The organism is Bradyrhizobium erythrophlei (genome assembly GCF_900129505.1).
Taxonomy (GTDB): domain Bacteria; phylum Pseudomonadota; class Alphaproteobacteria; order Rhizobiales; family Xanthobacteraceae; genus Bradyrhizobium; species Bradyrhizobium erythrophlei_D.
Genome location: NZ_LT670818.1, coordinates 772,807 through 791,075 on the forward strand (window position 1 = coordinate 772,807; position 18,269 = coordinate 791,075).

An 18,269-nucleotide genomic window follows, 5' to 3' on the forward strand; every position below is an offset into this window, starting at 1 on the left:
CGCGCAGGTCCCGCCAGGCCGGATGACGGGGTACCTCGGACCGTTCGCGGCATTACAAGGACGGCCTGCACGGTCGTCGCGATTCCCCCTGATCTGTTTGCTCCTGCTCGACCCGGCGCCGCCCAAGGACGTCTACGACGGGCGGTCCCCGCTTTCGTATCTTTCCCCGGGTTTGAGGTAGTGACATTGTTCTTCTTTTGTTCTAGGCTTCATGATTGAAAGTAAACTGCCGAAAATGACGGCTGATCTGGGGGACAGAGCACCATGGGGAAGGTTCGCACCAAGGCCGGTCTTATCCGGATCACGCTTCACAACGACAAAAACACGCCGGAGGAATTCGTCGTTGACCTTCTGTGTCTGGATTTAAGGCGGCCGTTTGCCGACGCCTTAAGGCGATCGATGCGGCCGCCAAACACAGGAAAGCCATTTGCGGGACCTATCCACGCAATATCGGCACCAAGATGTTTGAAGCCGCTCAAAAACGCATTGCGGCTTCGGGCCACCGGCTTCTCCTCACCAGCGATGAAATTGCGGACGAGAGTGAAACACCAGACAGGCAATGCAAGCTCTGTAGCGGATTTTCCAACGAGAACCTGTTCACGCTAAGAGGCGTAAGGACTCTGATTTGCATTGACTGCACAAGCGACATCACGAACGGATTTCCCGAAATCATCCGCAACAAGCAATTCGACCATGCCTGCGACGCGTTGAACTGGCACTTCACCGGCATCCCGCGCGATCAACTGGTCGCGACCACGCGGCAATTCCCGGGTCATATGCGCGCCGATGTTCAGGTTGCCGTCGACAGGCTATTCTCAGCGTCACCGCTCCGTCTTTTCGGCATCTACGAACAGCATCGCTACGAGACGTTGACCTTTGCAGGATTAACCAGGGAAGGCAGGGATGCCTCCGCCATCGCGCCCGCGCAGTATCACGATGTCGATGTCGGCGAGGACGCGCTGGTGAAATGCCTCAACAATGGTCTTTGGCTGTGCCAGGACAAAGATCTGCGCTACGCCGTCGTCCTCTCCTCGCATCGGGAGTACGGCTACGAAGCCCGGACGCGCATCGAAATTGCAGTGCCGGTCGGCGCGGCGGGCGCGCAATTCGTGCAACGCTGTTTCGCCGAGCTGGAGGGCGCGGTCAACGCGGCGCGCTCCTATCGCGGCAAGGTTTTGTCGCTCGATAGCGACAACGAGTATCGGGGCCGATCTAGGGGGATCATGGTCCACAAGCTGCCGCCGGTCCAGCGCGAGGACGTGATCCTGCCTGCGGCAACGATCAAGTTGCTCGACCGCAACGTCCTGAACTTTGTCGGGAGCCGCGCGCAGTTGCGCCGGCTCGGACAATCGACCCGCAAGGGCATCCTGCTCTACGGGCCGCCCGGAACCGGCAAGACCCACACCATCCGCTATCTCGCGAGCAACCTGCCCGATCACACCACCCTGATCATTACCGCCGCCCAGATATCGATGCTTGCCCAGTACATGAGTCTTGCCCGCCTGCTGCAGCCGGCGATGGTCGTGATCGAGGATGTCGATCTCATCGCGCGAGATCGCGACGACATGGGACCGTGCGAGGAATCGATGCTCAACGGCCTTCTCAACGAGATGGATGGACTGAAGCAGGACGCGGATATCCTGTTCGTCCTCACCACCAACCGCCCGGAGCAGCTCGAGGGCGCCTTGGCGAGCCGTCCCGGTCGTATCGACCAGGCGATCGAGGTGCCGCTTCCGGACAGCGTCGGCCGCACGAAACTCGTCCAGCTCTACGGCAGAGGTCTGCCGCTCGGCGATGCCGTCGTGGAGGAGGCCGCGCAGCGGACGAAGGGCGTCAGCGCCGCGTTCATCAAGGAGATGATGCGACGCATCGCCCAGGCAAGCATCGCGCGAGACGGTGGCACGACGGTCGAACCCGGTGATATCGGCGAGGCGCTCGACGACATGCTGTTCGCCGGCGGCAAGCTCAACGTCAAGCTGCTCGGCGGGGCAAAGGAAATGGCCGTCGGATGATGATCCTATCACCGACCAGCCGCGACGAAACTGTAACGCTTTCGTTCCCGAACAGCTGACGCCATGAGAAGCCGCCACAAGGAATCAGACGCCCCAGCGCAGCGCCGCGGTGTGTACCGGGGCATCCCATAATGTCTTCGCCTGGCTGTCGAGCACGGAGACGGTGACGGAGACGCCGGCCATATCGAGGGAGGTGACATAGGACCCGGTCAGGAAACGCGTCGCGGCGATTCCAGCACCGTCCAGGATCCGCCTGGCGCTGTTGACCATCAGATAGAGTTCGATCAGGGGCGTCGCGCCGAAGCCGTTGACGAGCAGCAACACCTCGCTTCCCTTGGTCGGCGCCAGATCCTTCAGGATCGCGTCGAGCAGTTCGGCGGCGATCGCATCGGCGGAAGCCAGCGGCACCCGGCGCCGGCCGGGCTCGCCATGAATACCGACGCCCATTTCCATTTCATTGTCGGCAAGCGTGAAATTCGGTCGACCGGCCGCCGGCACGGTGCACGGCAATAGCGCCACACCCATCGAGCGGGTGCGTTGGTTGACCTCGTCGCCGAGCGTCTTGAGGGCGGCAAGCGGCAGTCCGGTCTCGGCCGCGGCGCCGACCATCTTTTCCACGATCAGCGTCCCCGCGACCCCGCGACGGCCGGTGGTCCAGGTCGATTTCTCGACCGCCACGTCGTCATTCGTCACCACGCTGGCAATCTCCCGCCCGGCCATCTCGGCGGCCATGGTGAAATTCATCACATCGCCTTCGTAGTTCTTGACGATGAAGAGCGCGCCCGCGCCGGTGTCGACGGCTTCCGCGGCCTCGATCATCTGGTCCGGCGTCGGCGAGGTGAAGACCTGGCCGGGACACGCGGCATCGAGCATGCCGAGGCCGACATAGCCCGCATGCAGCGGCTCATGTCCGGAGCCGCCGCCCGAAATCAGCGCGACCTTGCCCGGCTTCAAGGTGCGGCGGCGCACGAATTTGCGTTCGGCACCAAGCAGCAGGATATCGGCGTGCGCGGCCGCAAGGCCATCCAGACTTTCCTCGAGCACCGTATCGGTGCCGTTGATCAGCTTCTTCATAACGTCCTCCCGCTTGTTATTATCTTGCAGTCCCGATCAAGCCGTCAGAGGGGGATGACTTTTCTTCGAATCGTCATCCCCTCTTTGTTTTTTGTTTGAGCATGATCTTTTCCGAAAACCGGTGTCCACTTTTCGGGATCATGCTCTAGCCCACGCTCTCGGCGTAGCGCGCGAGCCGCGCGGCAAAATCGACGATGAGCTGTTCGAGCGCCCGGTTCTTCTTGTCGTCGCCGAGGTCGGGCACGGTCACCGCCAGGGTGCGCGTGCGCGCATCGCGGTGCGGAGCGCGCAGACGTCCGGGATGCGCGCGTCCATAGGCTTCGAGGAAAGCCGCGCGCTCGGCGCCGGACAGATGGCAGACTTCGAAGATGATCGCGACGTGCTTTGCCGGGATCGGCACCAGATAGGCCGGATTGGTGATCTGGGTGACGAAGGAGCGGTTCTTGCCCAGCGCCGCGGCGAGCTTCAGCCGCGTTCCGGACGGCCGGTTGTCGAGCACCCGCCGCAGGATGAGCTTGTATTCCGCGACATTGCTGTCGCCATGTCCGCTCGTGCCCTCGCCTGCATCGTCCATCACGAACCCACCCTTGCGATGGCAGCCTTGAGCCGGGCGACCGCAATCGGCGACACCGACAGCGTCGTCAGGCCGGTGGCGAGCAGCGCCGTCGTCAGGCGCGTATCGGCCCCGGCGTCGCCGCAGAGCGACACCTCGACGCCGCGCTTGCGTCCGGCCTCGACGGTGCTGGCGATCAGCGCCAGCACCGCCGGATTGCCGGTATCGTTGAGGTCGGCGACGGCGCCGATGTCGCGCGCCGCGGCCATGGTGTACTGGGTCAGGTCGTTCGAGCCGATGGAATAGAACGCCGCATCAAAATCCTCGGCGCGGAGCGCGGCCGCCGGGACCTCGACCATGATGCCGAGCGGCGGGCGGGCGCAGGCGACGCCTTTTGCCTTCAGGCCACCGAACTCTTCATCGAGCATGGCGGCGGCCCGATCGAGTTCCGATGGCACGGCAATCATCGGCAGCATCACCTTGAGCGCCCCGTGCACGGCCGCGCGGCACAGCGCCCGTAATTGCACGCGAAACACTTCCGGCCGCGCCAGCGAGAGGCGGATGCCGCGAAGGCCGAGAAACGGATTGCGCTCGTCGTCGACGGTCAGACCTTTGATCGGCTTGTCGCCGCCGGCATCGAGGGTACGGATCGTCACCGGCCGTGCCTCGGCCCAGTCGAGGATGCGCCGATAGACTGCATATTGGGTATCCTCGTCCGGAAGGCCCCGCGACGCCTCGAACAGAAACTCGGTGCGCACCAGGCCGATGCCGTCGCAGATTTTGGGATCGAGGCCTGCGAGGTCTTCCGGCGCGGCGATGTTGAGCAGGACGGCGATCGGCCGACCGTCCGCCGTGTGGGCAGGCTCGGTGCGGCCGGCATCGGCCGCGGTGCGCGCGGCGTTGGCGGCCGCCACGCGGTGCTCGAACAGGCGCAGCGTTTCCGGCTCGGGGTCGAAGATCACAGTACCCGCGTCGCCGTCGACCAGCGCCAATGAAGGCGGATGTCCGTTCCACGATAACGGGCCAAGCCCGACCACCATGGGCGCCCCGCGCGTACGCGCCAGCATCGCGACATGCGAGGAAGGCGAGCCGGCGGCCAGCGCGATGGCGCCGCCGCGCGTCCAGTCGGCGGCAAGAAAAGTGGTCGGCGAGATATCGTCGCCGGCGACGATCGAACTGCCGGTAATCTTCGCGGGTGTATCCCCGCCGCTCAGGCGCGCCAGCACGCGGTCGCGGATATCGGCCAGATCGGCGGCGCGGGCGCGGAAATATTCATCTTCCGCGGCACGATAGCCCGAGATCTCGGCGTCGAGCGCCGAACGCCAGGCGTGGTCGGCGGCAACACCGACCGAGATGGCGTCGTAGGCTCCCTCGGCCAGCGCATCGTCTTCCAGCATCGCGACCTGGAATTCCAGAATGTCCGCCACCTCACCCTGCATCGTCGACATCAGTTCGGCGATCTCGGCTGTCGCGGCTTCGATCGCCGCCTGCAGCGCGGCAGCTTCCTGCGCGGGATCGCCGATCGCCGTCCGTTTCGCAATCGCGGCCGTCAGCACCGTGACCGGGCCGATAGCAAGGCCCGGGGACGCAGCACGGCCGGTGAGATGAATTTCGGTCACCGCCTTATGCCTCGCCAAAACCGTCATGCACCAACGCCAGCAGGGCGGCGAGCGCCGCCTCGCCGTCCGGGCCGGTGACGCGGAAATGCAGCGTCGCGCCCTGCGGCGCTTTCACGCGCATGACCTTGACCGGGCTCTTGGCGTCGGTCCAGGGTCCGTCCGCCGCCAGCGCAAACTCGATCTTCGCCGCAAAACCCTTCGCGCATTGCGTGAGCTTGACCGAGGGCCGCGCGTGCAGACCGACCGGATTGACGAGAACCGCCGAGGCCGTCAGCGGCGCGAAAGTTTCAGCCGCGCGGCCGGCGTTGACATCATGCATAGAATTCCTCCGCGCTACGCTTGACGGCAGCGAGCGGCGAGCCGCCTGACGATTCGGTCGCAGCGATCACGGCGCCCTCGACCACCGGCGCGTTGCACACCACGACGCGCGCGCGCCGGTCTTCGGCCAGCATCTCCACTGCCATTTCTGAATTGGTCTCCGCCCCGCCAAGATCGACCAGGATCGCCACGCCGGCCGGCGACCAGGCTGTCTCGATCGCCTCGAGGATTCCAGCAACATTCGTGCCGAGCCCTCCATCGAGGTCGCCGCCCGTCCAGGCAAGCGGCACGGCGTTGCCGACCATCTGACGCACCATGTCGGCCGCGCCCTCCGCGATCTTGGGGGAATGGGAAACGATGACGATTCCGACATTGCCGGAATTTGAATTGTTCATGTATTTGCCTCGAATTCCAGTATCGCAACTGCCGCGGCGATCAGCAGAGACGCCGAGCGCGAGCCCGGGTCCATGTGACCGATCGAACGTTCGCCGAGAAAGGATGCGCGGCCGCGGATCGCGAGCATCGGCGTGGTGCGATCGGCGGCAAGCGCTGCCTCCGCCGCGATCGCCCTGGCATCGCCGCCATCGGCCAATACCGCTTGTACCGGCACCAACACATCAAGCAAAGTCTTCTGCCCCGCATCCGAGCGTCCGCGCGCCTTGACGGCGTTGATCGCCTTGTCCGTGGCCGCGACGAGATCGGCGCGCGAAGGCTGCTCCGGAAGCGCCTTGCCCAGTTCCATGAAAAACGTGCCGACCAGCGGACCGGAGGCGCCGCCGACCTTCATCACCAGCGTCATTCCGATCGCCTTCAGCATTTCCGGCAGCGACTTGTCCGCAAGGCCGGGCAGCGTCGCCAGCACCGCCTCGAAGCCGCGCTTCATGTTCAGCCCGTGATCGCCGTCGCCGATCGCCTGGTCGAGGCTGGTCAGCTCATCCGCGTGCTCGATCATCGCCGCCGCCAGCGCCCGCACCAGGTTTTCTTTTGCTGCCCGATGGAGTGTCATGCCGCGACCCTTCCGCCGGCCGCATCGAAGAACAGCGGCCTGTTGAGGCGGAGCGACACGACGTCGCCTGCGCCGAGGTTCGCCTCGGGATCGGACAACGTCACGACCGGCTGGCCGCCGAGGTCGAGGTGGAGATGGCTCTGGTCGCCAAGATGCTCGATCCGCGTCACGGTGGCCGACACGTCGCCGCCGCCGCGCGCGATCGTCAGGTGCTCGGTGCGCGCACCGATGGTCTTGGCCGCAGGCGGCACGCCGGCAAACAGGGCCGCCGGCAGCAGGTTGATCGCGGGCTGGCCGAGCCGCGCGGCGACGTAAGCGTTGACCGGGTTCTCGTAGATTTCGCGCGGCGTGCCGATCTGCATCAGCCGCCCGGCCTCAATCACGCCAATCCGCGACGCCATGGTCATGGCTTCGGTCTGGTCGTGGGTGACGTAGAGGATGGTGGCGCCGAGATCGGTCTGGATGCGCTTGAGTTCGAGCCGCATCTCGCCCCGCAGCTTGGCGTCCAGCGAGGACAGCGGCTCGTCCATCAGGTAGATCGCGGGCGAGCGTACCAGCGCCCGGCCGATCGCGACGCGCTGCATCTGCCCGCCCGATAACTGCGTCGCCTTGTTGTCCAGCTTGGTTTCGATGTGGAGCAGCCGCGCCACCTCCTGCACCTTGGCGCGGATCTCGCCCTCCGGCACCCGGCGGATCGGCGCGCGCAGCGCAAAGGCCATGTTCTCGAACACGCTAAGATGCGGATAGAGCGAATATTGCTGGAAAACGAAGGCGACGTCGCGATCGGCCGGCGCATCGCCGGTCACGTCGCGGCCGCCGATCCGGATCGAACCGCGATCCGGCATCTCCAGTCCGGCGATCAGGCGCAATGTCGTGGTCTTGCCGGCGCCGGTCGGCCCGAGCAGCGCGACGAATTCGCCGTCCGCTACGGTCAGGGACAGGTCGCTGACCGCCTGCGTCTTGCCGAAGGCCTTGGAGACCGCCCTGATCTCGACTTCAGCCATGCGCCCCTCTTTCATATAACGCGGTGCGGATCGCCCGGCCTGTCTCCTTGTCGAAGATCGACAGCGTATCGGGGCGGAAGTCGAGCCCGACATTCTCGCCGATCCCAAAGCAAATGCTGGCGGGCGCGCGGGCCTTGAGCGCGCCGTAGCGTGTCGTCACGGTCACGATCTGCGTCGTGCCGAGATATTCCGAGCCATAGACCTCGCCCCGCACCATGCCCTGATCGGTGAAACGCACATGCTCGGGCCGAACCCCGAGCACGAGATCGCTTTCCGAAAGCGCCTCGCGCGCGGTCGGAATGGCGACATCGCGCTCGCCGAGCCGGATCGCCCGCGCGCCGGCCTGCAGGCCGTCGCGAAACGGCAGGAAGTTCATCGGCGGCGAACCGATGAAGTCCGCGACGAACAGCGAAGCGGGACGGTCGTAGATGTCGCGCGGACTCGCGACCTGCTCGACGACGCCGTGGTTCATCACGGCGATCATGTCGGCCATCGCCATCGCCTCGAGCTGGTCATGCGTCACATAAACCGTGGTGGCGCCGAGCCGGTCATGCAGCGCGCGCAGTTCGTGGATCATCGCCTCGCGCATCTCGGTATCGAGCGCCCCGAGCGGCTCGTCCATCAGGAAGCATTTCGGCTTGCGCACGATCGCCCGGCCAAGCGCGACGCGCTGCCGGTCGCCGCCGGCAAGTCCCGACACCGACCGGTCGAGCAGATGGGAGATGCGCAGGATCCTCGCGACCTCCTCGACCCGCCGCTCGCGCTCCGCCGCACCGACGCCCTCGCATTTCAAGGGAAAGCCGATGTTGCGGCGGACGTTCAAATGCGGGTAGAGCGCAAACAGCTGGAACACGAAGGCGATATCGCGCGCCGAGGCGCGATTCATCGTCACATCCTCGCCGTCGAGCCGAATGGTGCCGGCGGTCGGCAATTCCAAGCCTGCGATCATGCGCAGCGTCGTGGTCTTGCCGCAACCGGAAGGACCGAGCAGGCAAAGGAACTGGCCGTCTTCTACCGTGAAGCTGGCGGTCTTGACGGCATGAAAACTCCCGAAGGATTTATTGAGCGCTTCGACCCTGATCTGTGCCATGGCGCGCTACTCCCTGACCTTTGAGACGATGGTGAACATCACCGTGCCGAACAGCGTGGTCGCAAACGACAGGGAATACAGCGTCAGGAAAAACGGCTGCATCAGCATGACGACGCCCGCGGCGATGATCGTCGTCGCGATCGCCTCCAGCGGACCGCGGCGCAGAATCCTGTCCGTGAAACCAGAACGCGGCATCGACGAGTTCGCATCCAGACTCATTTGCGGACCGCTCCAAAGGTGATGCCGCGCAACAGATGCTTGCGCAACAGCACCGTGAACACCACGATGGGCACCAGGAAGAACGTCGTGCCGGCGGCCACCGCGGGCCAGTCCTGCCCGCCCTCGCCGATGATGATCGGAATGAAGGGCGGCGCAGTCTGCGCGTTGCCGGAGGTCAGAAGCACGGCGAAGGCATATTCATTCCAGGCGAAGATCAGGCAGAAGATCGCGGTGGCCGCGATCCCGGTCGTCGCCTGCGGCAACACCACCTTCACGAAGGCCTGAAAGCGCGTATAGCCGTCGATCATCGCCGCTTCCTCGTATTCGCGCGGGATCTCGTCGATGAAACCCTTGAGCAGCCATACCGCGAGCGAAACGTTGACCGAGGTGTAGAGCAGGATCATCCCAAGCCTGGTGTCCGACAATCCGAGGGTGCGGTACATCAGGTAGATCGGGATCGCGACCGCGATCGGCGGCATCATCCGGGTCGACAGGATGAAGAACAGCAAATCGTCCTTCAGCGGCACGCGGAACCGCGAGAAGCCATAGGCCGACAGCGTGCCGAGGGCGACGGCGAGCACCGTCGAGCCGAAGGCGATGATCAGGGAATTGACGAAGCGCGGCACGTAATTCGACGGCCCGGCGACCACCATGTTGCGGTCGCGCGCGATACCGTCGCAGAGCCCCTGCGGCGGCCCCAACGTCTTGATGAATTCCGGTGTCTGGCGCGAGCGCGTCGTGAAGAGATTGCAGTAGCCTTCGAGCGACGGCGTGAACAGGATTTTTGGCGGATAGGAGATCGCATCGTCCGGCGACTTGAACGAAGTCAGCACGATCCAGACCAGTGGAATCATGGTGATGACGGCATAGAGCACCACAAGCGAGCCGGCGAAGCGGCGCGTACCGGCCGAGGGTTCGACGACGGAATGGGCTGCGTTGGAAAGGCTCATCGGTTTTTCACCCGGTTCAGCGCCTTCACATAGATGTTGGCAAGGCCGAACACCGTCACGAACAGAATGATCGCGAAGGCCGAGGAATAGCCGGTCCGCCAACTCTCGAACGCCGCGCGCTTGAGCGTGATCGAGGCGACTTCGGTGGTCGATCCCGGCCCGCCGCCGGTGAGCAGGTTGACCATGTCGAACATCTTGAAGTTCTCGATGCCGCGGAACAGTACCGCGAGCATGATGAACGGCAGCGCCATCGGCAGCGTGATCGACCAGAACTGCCGCCATTTCGACGCGCGGTCGACCTCCGCCGCTTCATAGATGTAGTCCGGTATCGAACGCAGTCCGGCCAGGCAGATCAGCATCACGTAGGGCGTCCACATCCAGGCATCGACGATGACGATGGCCCAGGGACTGAGCGTCACGTCGCCCAGCATCTGGAACGACGAGGCGTCGCGGCCCGTGAGGAAGGCGACCACGTAGTTGAACAATCCGATCTGCGGCTGGTAGAGAAACGTCCAGAAATTGCCGACCACGGCCGGTGACAGCATCATCGGCAGCAGGATGATCGTGGTCCAGATGCCATGGCCGCGAAATTTCTTGTCGATCAGGAAGGCGAGCCCGAACCCAAGCACGGTCTCGATGACCACGGTCCAGATCACGAAATGCGCGGTCACCTGCATCGCCGCCCAGACGTCCGGATCGGTCAGGATCGACCGGTACCAGTCGGTGCCGAGCCAGATCATCGGCGCGTTGGCGCGGTTGGCCCGGTAGTTGGTGAAGGACAGATAGATCGTCCAGACCAGCGGGAAGATATTGATCGCTAGAAGCAGCACGATGGTCGGCGTGATGAACAGCCACGCCAGCGCCTTGTCCGACAGGCCGCGGATACGGCGCACCACGCCCGGCCGGACCAGCACGGCCTGATGGATGATCTGCGATGAGGCACTCAAATCGTTCATGGCTTCGGTCGATCCTGGCGCCGAGACTGTCAGCGATGCGACAGGTATCGGAATTTGGGAAGAGCACCTGGAGCGCACTTACGCGCGCTCCAGGCGATTGGCTTGCGACTACTTGCCTTCTTCCTTGAAGATGGCTTTCCAGTCTTTCACCAGGCCGTCGAGCGCTTCCTGTGAGGTGCCCTTGTCGGCCACCACATAGTCATGGACGCGCTTCTGCTCGGCCTGCAGCAGCTGGGCATAGGAGGGCTCGGCCCAGAAGTCGACGACCATTCCCATCGACTGCAGGAACTCCTTCGCAAACGGCGCGCTGCTCGGGAAGCTCGAATCGTTCAGCACGGACTTGGCGCAGGAATAGCCGCCCAGCGCCCACCACTTCTTCTGCACATCGCCGCCGGAGAACCACTTGATGTATTGCAGCGCTTCGCTCTGGTTCTTGGAATAGGAAACCACCGAGATTCCCTGGCCGCCGAGCTGGGTCGCCTGTGCCGCGGGGCCGGCCGGATTGACGAAGAAGCCGATCTTGTCGCCGCCGACATTCGGGTCCTTGAAGAGGCCCGGGAAGAAGGCGAAGAAGTTCATCTGCAGCGCGACCTGGCCGGACTTGAAGGCGTCGAGGCCTTCCGACATGTAGGAGTTGGACGCGCCGGGAGGCGTGCAGCACTTGTAGAGGTCCTTGTAGGCCTCCAGCCCCTTGACGGCGGCGGGCGAGTTGACGAACCCCTCCATCGCATAGGGCTTGTTGGGATCCTGGTATTTGAAGCCATAGTCGTAGAGATAGTTCGAAACGCCCATGGTGATGCCTTCCGAGCCGCGCTCGGTATAGATCGAGGCGCCATAGACCTTCTTGCCGTCGATGTCGCGGCCCTGGAAGAACGCCGCGATGTCGTGGAGTTCATCGAGGGTTTTCGGCACCGCGAGATCGCGGCCGTATTTGGCCTTGAAGTCCTTCTGCACGTCCGGCCGCGCAAACCAGTCCTTGCGATAGGTCCAGCCCACCGCATCGCCCATCGCGGGCAGCGCCCAATAGTTCGGCGAGTTCTTCGGCCACTCGGAATAGCCGACCACGGTCGCCGGCATGTAGTCGTCCATGCTGATTCCTTCCTTCTTGAAGAAATCGTTGAGCTTGACGTACTGGCCGTTCTCCGCGGCGCCGCCGATCCATTGCGAGTCGCCGATGATGAGATCGCACAACGAGCCGTGCGAATTAAGTTCGTTCAGGAAACGATCGGCATAATTGGTCCACGGCACGAATTCGAATTTCATGCCGATGCCGGTCTTGGTGGTGAAGTCCTTCGACAGTTCAACCAGCGCGTTGGCGGGGTCCCACGCGGCCCAGCACAGCGTGATGGTCTTGCCCTGCGCCTGCGCGGGCGTGGTCGCCGCTCCGACGCCGAGCGCGGAGGCAAGAGCCCCGCCAGCAACAAGAAGCGCCTTCATTGTCTGTTTCATTACGCGTTCTCCCTCCCAGTGGCGCCGGCCATCGAGATGGCACGGCTTTCCTACCCGCTCGAATGCTTCGAGCAGAGCGACACAGTCCTTGACGGGCTGAATGACTAAACGGACGTTCCCTCGCGCCTACCCGGATTCTAGGACCCGGCGAGGCTCGATTTGTTTAGTGGATCACGATTTACTAAACATTGCAAGCGGGACGTTGCCACCCCGAGCAATAGGCTGGCACGGGACCACGCCGCGGACACAGCGATCAGATTCCGGCGTCCCGGTGCCGGCTGGCCGGATCGACGCTGCCCGAAAGGTCTGCTGATGTTGGCCAATTAATCACGGCGGGGGCGCGCGAAAAACTGATGCGGCCGCGCTTCATCGCCAGCAGTGGCTGGGCCAGCTCCGCCACCGCCGCGCTTGAATTGCGGCAATCGAGCACGACGATGTCGGCGGGATTGCCGACGGCAATGCCGTAGTCGCGCAGATTCATCAGGCGGGCAGACAGCGTCGTCACCATCGCAAGGCACGCCGTCAGCTCGTCGGGTTGTCCCGCCTGCGCGACATTGGCGTAGAGGTTCGCCATCCGGATCAGCGAACAATCGCCGTACGGTGTGAACGGATTGAGGACGTTGTTGGTGGACAGTGAACAGGTCACCCCGTAGTCGAGCAGACGATGCACCGGCGCTACACCGCGCGGCACCGAATGCGCAGCGCCGCGCCCCATCAGGTACAGGTCCGTTGCCGGCAGAACCGTTACCGCGACGCCGGCGCCGGCGAGGCGCCGCCCGACGGATTGCAGCGCGCCGGCGTCGAGCGCCGACAGCTTGCTGACATGGCCGATCGCGACCCGGCCGCCCCAGCCATATTGATCGGTCCGCCGGCAGACTTCATCGAGATGCATCCAGGACGGATCGAGATCGAAATCGAGGTGAAAATCGATGTCGAGGTCATAACGCCCGGCGAGTTCGAAAATGCGGGCGATCTGGCCGTGCGGATCGTTGTCGACATAGGGGGCGCCGCCGATCGATCCCGCGCCATTTTCGCAGGCTTCCACCAGCAAGGCGTCGCAGCCGGGATCGTTGAGCAACCCTTCCTGCGGAAACACGCAGAGCTCCAGATCCACCGCCCAGGCGAAATCCCGTTGCAGACGGCGCAAGGCATGAAAGCCCTTCATCCCGATCCGCGGATCGACCTCGACATGGGTGCGCATGCGCGTCGTGCCCTGGACGATGGCTTTCTCCAACGTACGGCTGGCCCGGGCATAAATGTCCTGTTCGGTGAAGTTGCGCTTTGCCGCCGCGGCCGCGGCGATCGCCTCCTGCAGGGTGCCCGTCACGCAGTTGCAGCGATCCGAGATGCACGACTTGTCGAGATGGATGTGGGTCTCGACAAAGCCCGGAATCATCAGACGTCCATCGAGCGCGATATCGCGCGAACTGTCCCGCGCGGACATCGCAGAGCTGGAAGCGATTGCGGCGATCCGCCCGTCCCTCACGCCGACGTCCACCGGATCCGGACTCCCACCCGCGATGCGTCCGTTGCGCAAGACATAATCGAATAACATGAGAGCCTTCGCGCCGTTGAAGCGACCCGGGAGAGGTGGCTTGATTTAAGGGTTCTCAGCCTTGCGCGACCTACGCCACGATCGCGTTGCGCGTGAGAATACGCTCGGCGCTGTCGTTCCAGACATCCATCTGCACGATCAGGCCGTCGCGAATGACGAAGCGATCGACATAGCGGTTGCCCTCGAACGGCGTGCCGTCCGGCCATTCGCCATAGAGGGTGCCGGTATTGTAAACCACGGTTTCGCCGATGCCGGGCGAAACGTCGGTCCGTTCCATTTTCTTCTTTACCCATTTGTACCGCATGGCGTTGAAGCCGGTGGCTTCCCGCGGGTGGCGGAAGTGACGGCCGCCGGTGAAGGTGATGGCAACATCTGCGCTCATGAAGCCCGCAGCCTTCTCGGGATCCGGGATCATCGAGGCGACGAGAAACCGTTCGACCAGCTCCGCGGCTTGTGCGGTCTCGTCGCTCGGTACGGCAGCAATGGTCTGAGGGGCGGGCATGATGACCTCCTGTGGTGGGACCGGCTGGGCGACAAAGTCCGATGACACGCTATCGCGGTCTCTAGCGTGGTTCGAAGGTTGCAAACATTCCCCGATAGGCTTTCGGCCGCGGAGGCGCATAGGCTCCGATTTTCGATGTCTTGAGACCCAGCGCGCCGAACGCTTCCGCGAGCTTGACCGCGCTCGCGACCCCGTCGATGACGGGAAGCCCATGCCTTTCCGACAGCCGCGCCGCGAGGTCGGCCATGCCGGCGCAACCGAGAACGATCACTTCGGCCCGCTCCTCTCGCTTGGCAAGTTCGATTTCGGCACCGATCCGGGCGGCCGCCTCCGAGGCGGGATCATCGAGTGAAAGAACCGGCAATTCGCAGGCCCGCACCCGGCCGCAGCGGCCGGCCAGGCCGTATTTCAACAGGTTGTTTTCGATGGCGGCAATGGAACGCGACAGCGTCGTCACGACCGAGAAGCGATGACCCAGCATCGAGGCCAGATGAAACGCCGCCTCGCCGATGCCGATGACCGGCGCTGACGCGACGCTGCGCGCCGCTTCGAGGCCGGTGTCGTCGAAACAGGCAATGATGTGCGCGGAAACCCCGAGCGCCTCGCCCTTGGCGATTTCGGCCAGCAGGCCCGGCACCGAAAACGCCTCGTCATAATAGCCTTCGATCGAGACCGGCCCGTCGGCGGGATTGACGACGATGAGCTCCGTGCCCGAGGCGGCCACGGCGCGCGCGGCTGCGCCGATCTTCTCGGTCATGGCCGCCGTGGTATTTGGATTGACGACGAGAATGCGCATCGGCCCCGGCCTTAGACCATTCCCTTGCCCGCATCAGACCCATGGCGCCGCTGGCGGGCCTGAAGCACGAGAATGACGATCAACGCCAGCGAAATGACGAGAAAGGATACCGCGCTCGTCAGCGTTCCCAGCGCATATATATCGGGCTTTGTAACCGTTGTCGTCAGCCCCTGCAATTCAAGCGGCAGGGTGTTCACCGAACCGATGGCCTGGCTGGAACGCGCCAGTTCGTCCCACGACAGCGTAAAACCGAACAGACCAATTCCGACGACAGACGGCAGGATGATCGGCAGCACGACATAACGGAATGTCTGCCACGGCGTTGCGCCAAGATCGCGCGCCGCCTCCTCCAGCCGGCTGTCGAACCGGTTAAAGATCGCAAACATGATCAAGAGGCCAAAGGGCAGTGTCCAGGTCAGATGGGCTCCGAGACCCGAGGTGAACAGGCCCATCGCCGTCGTCCACCCCTCGCTGCCGTGCTTGATCATGAAGTCGTCGAGCAGCCGGAATTCCAGCGCGATACCGAGCGAGGTGATGATCGAGGGCATGATCAGGCTGGCGATCGCTACGTAAAACAGGAATGTCGCGCCCCGGAACGATTTGCGAAAGGCCATTCCGGCCGAAACCGAAAGCACGACCGTCAGCACCATGACGACGAGGCCGAGCTTGAGCGACCGCTTGAAGGCCGCCCCGATGTCGACGATGCCGGTGCCGGAAAACACCTTGCCGAACCAGGTCAGCGAGACGCCGTTCATCGGGAAGGTCAGGCCGCCATCGGGCCCCTGGAACGACAGAATGTAGATCGCGAACATCGGTCCATACAGGAACAGCACATAGGCGATGAAAAATATCGCGAGAAAATAGAACGAACGTGGCCGCTTCTCGCCCATGTCACAGTTCCTTGCGGATATCGACGATCCGGGTCAGCGCCGAAATGATCAGGATGGTGATGCCGAGCAGGATGACCGCGTTGGCTGCCGCCGCGGGGAATTGCAGCGCGTTGAGGCGCGCTTCGATGATTTTGCCGGCGGACGCGATCTGCTGGCCGCCCATCACGCCGATGGTCACGAAATCACCCATCACGATCGTGATCACGAAGATCGAGCCGATGACGATGCCGGGCTTTGCGAGCGGGATGATCACGTTCACCAATGTCTGCCATCCCGTCGCCCCGGCGTCATAGGCGGCCTCGATCAGCTTCTTGTCGATCCGGATCATCGAATTGAAGATCGGCACCACCATGAAGAAGGTGAAGAGATGAACCAGTGCCAGCACGACGGAAAATTCGGAGAACAGCAGCCATTCCAGCGGCTGGTTGATCAGTCCTACGCCCTGAAGACCCTGGTTGACCAGACCGTTGCGGCCAAGAAGCGGGATCCAGGCAATCATGCGGATCACGTTCGATGTCCAGAACGGGATGGTGCAAAGCAACGTCAGCACAATCTGCCAGGTCTTGGACCGAACGTGGAACGCCAGAAAATACGCAACCGTGAAGCCGATCAGCAGGGTCAGGCTCCACGTCAACAGGCACAATTTCACTGTCTTCAGATAGGTTCGCAGGATCGTGCACAGACCGGGCAGATCGGCGATGCATCCCTCGAACGTGTCGGTGTAGCCGCGCAGGCTGAACGCGGGGATCATTTCATATTCGTTGTAGTCCCACGCGCTGACGATGGTCACAAAAACCAGCGGCAGCAGAAAGAACAGCGCGAAGATCAGCATCATCGGCGCGGCTTGAAGCCATGCAGCCAGGGATTTGCGGTCTTGAACCATGAAAGGGGCGATCTCGGTCACACCGGAGAAAGGCTTGCCGCGCGTTTCGGCGCGGCAAGCCTTGGGATGGAGTCTTGGAATGGCGTCAAGCGGCGATGAATTCATTCCACTTGCGGACCATGTAGTCATTCTCGTCCATGACGGCGTTCCAGCACGCAACGGCGCCCATGCGGTCGTCATAGGAGCCACCGTCACGCCTGGCCCCGGCCTTCTCCAGGATGGTGCCGTCCGGCGCCTTGATGTCGCCGACAGCCGCCTTGCCTTCCATCCAGTAACCCCATTCATCGGCCGTCATGTTGGCCTTGGCGGTGGAGAGCACGGCGGAATAGTAACCCTGGCGATTGAGATAGGCGCCGGCCCAGCCCGAGAGATACCAGTTCACGAATTCATAGGCCCAATCGAGTTTCGGTCCCGACACGGCCTTCGATACGCAGAAGCCAGACGCCCAAGAGCGATAGCCCTCCTTGAGCGGCTGGAAGGTGCATGCGATTCCCATCGAGCGTACCTTGGTGACGGCGGGAGACCACATCGACTGAATGACGGTTTCGCCCGATGCCATCAGGTTGACGGACTCGTTGAAGTCCTTCCAGAAGGCGCGGAACTGGCCGGCCTTCTTGGCTTCCGTCAGAAGCTTCATGGTCATATCGATTTCGGGCTTGGTCATATTGCCCTTGTCGGCGTATTTGTGCTGGCCGGTGGCTTCGACGACCATCGCCGCGTCCATGATGCCGATCGAGGGAATGTTGAGGATCGAGGCCTTGCCCTTGAATTCGGGGTTCAAAAGTTCGGCCCACGATTCGATCGGCCGCTTGATCAGGTCCGGCCGGATGCCAAGCGTATCGGCGTTATAGACGGTCGGGATCAGGGTCACGAATTCGGTGGGCGTGGCCGAGAACTTCTTGGAGTCCGCTCCCTCGAGATAAAGCACCTTCCACGGTGCGGTGCCCTGATCGCCGATCTTCTTGCCGTTCGGCAACTGGCCCTTGGTGAACACCGGGGTGATGTTGTCGAATTCCTTGATCTTCTTGGCATCGAGCGCAAAAATATTGCCCGACGGCACCAACTTCTTCAGCGAGAAATATTCGGTATCGAGCACGTCGAACGAATTCGGCTGGGTGATGACACGCTTGGTCACATCGTCGGTCGTTGCCGTGATGTATTCGATCTTGATGCCGGTATCCGCGAGGCATTTCTTCGAGATTTCGTCGCCTTCGTTAACCGCCGTTCCGAGATAGCGCAATACTTTCGGCTCGGCCGAATAGACGTAGGGAAATCCGGTAATCACACCTGAGCCTGCGGCAAGGCCAGCCGCTCCGGCGGCGCCCTTGAGCAGATTGCGTCGGCTGATGCTCTTGTTGGTTTTCAAGCGATCGGTCATGGTCCCTCTCCAGGA

19 protein-coding genes are annotated in these 18,269 nt (G+C 63.2%); 1 reads left to right on the forward strand and 18 read right to left on the reverse strand.

The features are described 5' to 3' along the window. The first annotated feature begins 461 nt into the window (after positions 1-461). The gene (locus B5525_RS03630) at positions 462-2,012 is read left to right on the forward strand and encodes an ATP-binding protein (RefSeq protein ID WP_154073046.1); all 1,551 of its coding nucleotides are present in this window, start codon (positions 462-464) and stop codon (positions 2,010-2,012) included. A gap of 84 nt (positions 2,013-2,096) precedes the next feature. Here B5525_RS03630 and dhaK read toward each other — a convergent pair whose 3' ends face one another. The 18 genes from dhaK to B5525_RS03720 form a co-directional block, all read right to left on the reverse strand. Further along, entirely contained in the window at positions 2,097-3,086 is a 990-nt protein-coding gene (dhaK, locus tag B5525_RS03635) for a dihydroxyacetone kinase subunit DhaK (RefSeq protein ID WP_079564718.1), read from the reverse strand. A gap of 145 nt (positions 3,087-3,231) precedes the next feature. Continuing rightward, complete coding sequence (locus B5525_RS03640) at positions 3,232-3,660, reverse strand: hypothetical protein (protein ID WP_079564719.1); 429 nt, start codon at positions 3,658-3,660, stop codon at positions 3,232-3,234. Beyond that, positions 3,660-5,258 (reverse strand): phosphoenolpyruvate--protein phosphotransferase, encoded by a 1,599-nt coding sequence (gene ptsP / locus B5525_RS03645; protein ID WP_079572895.1) that lies wholly within the window; start codon positions 5,256-5,258, stop codon positions 3,660-3,662. Before ptsP ends, B5525_RS03640 begins: the two co-directional genes overlap by 1 nt. 4 nt (positions 5,259-5,262) lie before the next feature. Next, positions 5,263-5,577, reverse strand: coding sequence for an HPr family phosphocarrier protein (locus B5525_RS03650; RefSeq protein WP_079564721.1), 315 nt, complete (start codon positions 5,575-5,577; stop codon positions 5,263-5,265). Next, positions 5,570-5,971, reverse strand: a complete 402-nt coding sequence (gene dhaM / locus B5525_RS03655; protein WP_079564722.1) for a dihydroxyacetone kinase phosphoryl donor subunit DhaM — start codon at positions 5,969-5,971, stop codon at positions 5,570-5,572. Before dhaM ends, B5525_RS03650 begins: the two co-directional genes overlap by 8 nt. Continuing rightward, positions 5,968-6,582 (reverse strand): dihydroxyacetone kinase subunit DhaL, encoded by a 615-nt coding sequence (dhaL, locus tag B5525_RS03660; protein ID WP_079564723.1) that lies wholly within the window; start codon positions 6,580-6,582, stop codon positions 5,968-5,970. The genes dhaM and dhaL overlap by 4 nt, the downstream gene beginning before the upstream one ends. Beyond that, complete coding sequence (locus tag B5525_RS03665) at positions 6,579-7,586, reverse strand: ABC transporter ATP-binding protein (RefSeq protein WP_079564725.1); 1,008 nt, start codon at positions 7,584-7,586, stop codon at positions 6,579-6,581. Before B5525_RS03665 ends, dhaL begins: the two co-directional genes overlap by 4 nt. Next, positions 7,579-8,676 carry an ABC transporter ATP-binding protein gene (locus B5525_RS03670; RefSeq protein ID WP_079564726.1) on the reverse strand — a complete coding sequence of 366 codons (1,098 nt, stop codon included), beginning with the start codon at positions 8,674-8,676 and terminating at the stop codon, positions 7,579-7,581. The genes B5525_RS03665 and B5525_RS03670 overlap by 8 nt, the downstream gene beginning before the upstream one ends. Positions 8,677-8,682: 6 nt before the next feature. After that, a complete protein-coding gene (locus B5525_RS03675; protein WP_079564727.1) occupies positions 8,683-8,895 on the reverse strand; it encodes a hypothetical protein in 213 nt (70 codons plus the stop codon). After that, the gene (locus tag B5525_RS03680) at positions 8,892-9,845 is read right to left on the reverse strand and encodes a carbohydrate ABC transporter permease (protein WP_079564729.1); all 954 of its coding nucleotides are present in this window, start codon (positions 9,843-9,845) and stop codon (positions 8,892-8,894) included. Before B5525_RS03680 ends, B5525_RS03675 begins: the two co-directional genes overlap by 4 nt. Continuing rightward, on the reverse strand, positions 9,842-10,801 hold the full coding sequence (locus B5525_RS03685; RefSeq protein ID WP_079564730.1) for a carbohydrate ABC transporter permease: 960 nt from the start codon (positions 10,799-10,801) through the stop codon (positions 9,842-9,844). The genes B5525_RS03680 and B5525_RS03685 overlap by 4 nt, the downstream gene beginning before the upstream one ends. Before the next feature lie 108 nt (positions 10,802-10,909). Beyond that, a complete protein-coding gene (locus tag B5525_RS03690) occupies positions 10,910-12,250 on the reverse strand; it encodes an ABC transporter substrate-binding protein (RefSeq protein ID WP_079564731.1) in 1,341 nt (446 codons plus the stop codon). A gap of 253 nt (positions 12,251-12,503) precedes the next feature. Continuing rightward, positions 12,504-13,805 (reverse strand): amidohydrolase family protein, encoded by a 1,302-nt coding sequence (locus tag B5525_RS03695; RefSeq protein WP_079564732.1) that lies wholly within the window; start codon positions 13,803-13,805, stop codon positions 12,504-12,506. A 70-nt stretch (positions 13,806-13,875) separates the two neighbouring features. Continuing rightward, entirely contained in the window at positions 13,876-14,307 is a 432-nt protein-coding gene (locus B5525_RS03700) for a hypothetical protein (RefSeq protein ID WP_079564733.1), read from the reverse strand. 61 nt (positions 14,308-14,368) lie between these two features. Further along, complete coding sequence (locus B5525_RS03705; RefSeq protein WP_079564735.1) at positions 14,369-15,103, reverse strand: aspartate/glutamate racemase family protein; 735 nt, start codon at positions 15,101-15,103, stop codon at positions 14,369-14,371. Positions 15,104-15,114: 11 nt separating this feature from the next. Next, on the reverse strand, positions 15,115-15,993 hold the full coding sequence (locus B5525_RS03710) for an ABC transporter permease (RefSeq protein WP_079564736.1): 879 nt from the start codon (positions 15,991-15,993) through the stop codon (positions 15,115-15,117). Position 15,994: 1 nt separating this feature from the next. Further along, the gene (locus tag B5525_RS03715) at positions 15,995-16,876 is read right to left on the reverse strand and encodes an ABC transporter permease (protein ID WP_079572897.1); all 882 of its coding nucleotides are present in this window, start codon (positions 16,874-16,876) and stop codon (positions 15,995-15,997) included. Between the two features lie 85 nt (positions 16,877-16,961). Then, the gene (locus B5525_RS03720; RefSeq protein ID WP_079564738.1) at positions 16,962-18,254 is read right to left on the reverse strand and encodes an ABC transporter substrate-binding protein; all 1,293 of its coding nucleotides are present in this window, start codon (positions 18,252-18,254) and stop codon (positions 16,962-16,964) included. Between the last annotated feature and the right edge of the window lie 15 nt (positions 18,255-18,269).

Coding starts and splice junctions, on each gene's coding strand:
- B5525_RS03630 (WP_154073046.1), top strand. CDS start 462: ATGTTTGAAGCCGCTCAAAAACGCATTGCGGCTTCGGGCCACCGGCTT.
- dhaK (WP_079564718.1), bottom strand. CDS start 3,086: ATGAAGAAGCTGATCAACGGCACCGATACGGTGCTCGAGGAAAGTCTG.
- B5525_RS03640 (WP_079564719.1), bottom strand. CDS start 3,660: ATGGACGATGCAGGCGAGGGCACGAGCGGACATGGCGACAGCAATGTC.
- B5525_RS03650 (WP_079564721.1), bottom strand. CDS start 5,577: ATGCATGATGTCAACGCCGGCCGCGCGGCTGAAACTTTCGCGCCGCTG.
- dhaM (WP_079564722.1), bottom strand. CDS start 5,971: ATGAACAATTCAAATTCCGGCAATGTCGGAATCGTCATCGTTTCCCAT.
- dhaL (WP_079564723.1), bottom strand. CDS start 6,582: ATGACACTCCATCGGGCAGCAAAAGAAAACCTGGTGCGGGCGCTGGCG.
- B5525_RS03665 (WP_079564725.1), bottom strand. CDS start 7,586: ATGGCTGAAGTCGAGATCAGGGCGGTCTCCAAGGCCTTCGGCAAGACG.
- B5525_RS03670 (WP_079564726.1), bottom strand. CDS start 8,676: ATGGCACAGATCAGGGTCGAAGCGCTCAATAAATCCTTCGGGAGTTTT.
- B5525_RS03675 (WP_079564727.1), bottom strand. CDS start 8,895: ATGAGTCTGGATGCGAACTCGTCGATGCCGCGTTCTGGTTTCACGGAC.
- B5525_RS03680 (WP_079564729.1), bottom strand. CDS start 9,845: ATGAGCCTTTCCAACGCAGCCCATTCCGTCGTCGAACCCTCGGCCGGT.
- B5525_RS03685 (WP_079564730.1), bottom strand. CDS start 10,801: ATGAACGATTTGAGTGCCTCATCGCAGATCATCCATCAGGCCGTGCTG.
- B5525_RS03690 (WP_079564731.1), bottom strand. CDS start 12,250: ATGAAACAGACAATGAAGGCGCTTCTTGTTGCTGGCGGGGCTCTTGCC.
- B5525_RS03695 (WP_079564732.1), bottom strand. CDS start 13,805: ATGTTATTCGATTATGTCTTGCGCAACGGACGCATCGCGGGTGGGAGT.
- B5525_RS03700 (WP_079564733.1), bottom strand. CDS start 14,307: ATGCCCGCCCCTCAGACCATTGCTGCCGTACCGAGCGACGAGACCGCA.
- B5525_RS03705 (WP_079564735.1), bottom strand. CDS start 15,103: ATGCGCATTCTCGTCGTCAATCCAAATACCACGGCGGCCATGACCGAG.
- B5525_RS03710 (WP_079564736.1), bottom strand. CDS start 15,993: ATGGGCGAGAAGCGGCCACGTTCGTTCTATTTTCTCGCGATATTTTTC.
- B5525_RS03715 (WP_079572897.1), bottom strand. CDS start 16,876: ATGGTTCAAGACCGCAAATCCCTGGCTGCATGGCTTCAAGCCGCGCCG.
- B5525_RS03720 (WP_079564738.1), bottom strand. CDS start 18,254: ATGACCGATCGCTTGAAAACCAACAAGAGCATCAGCCGACGCAATCTG.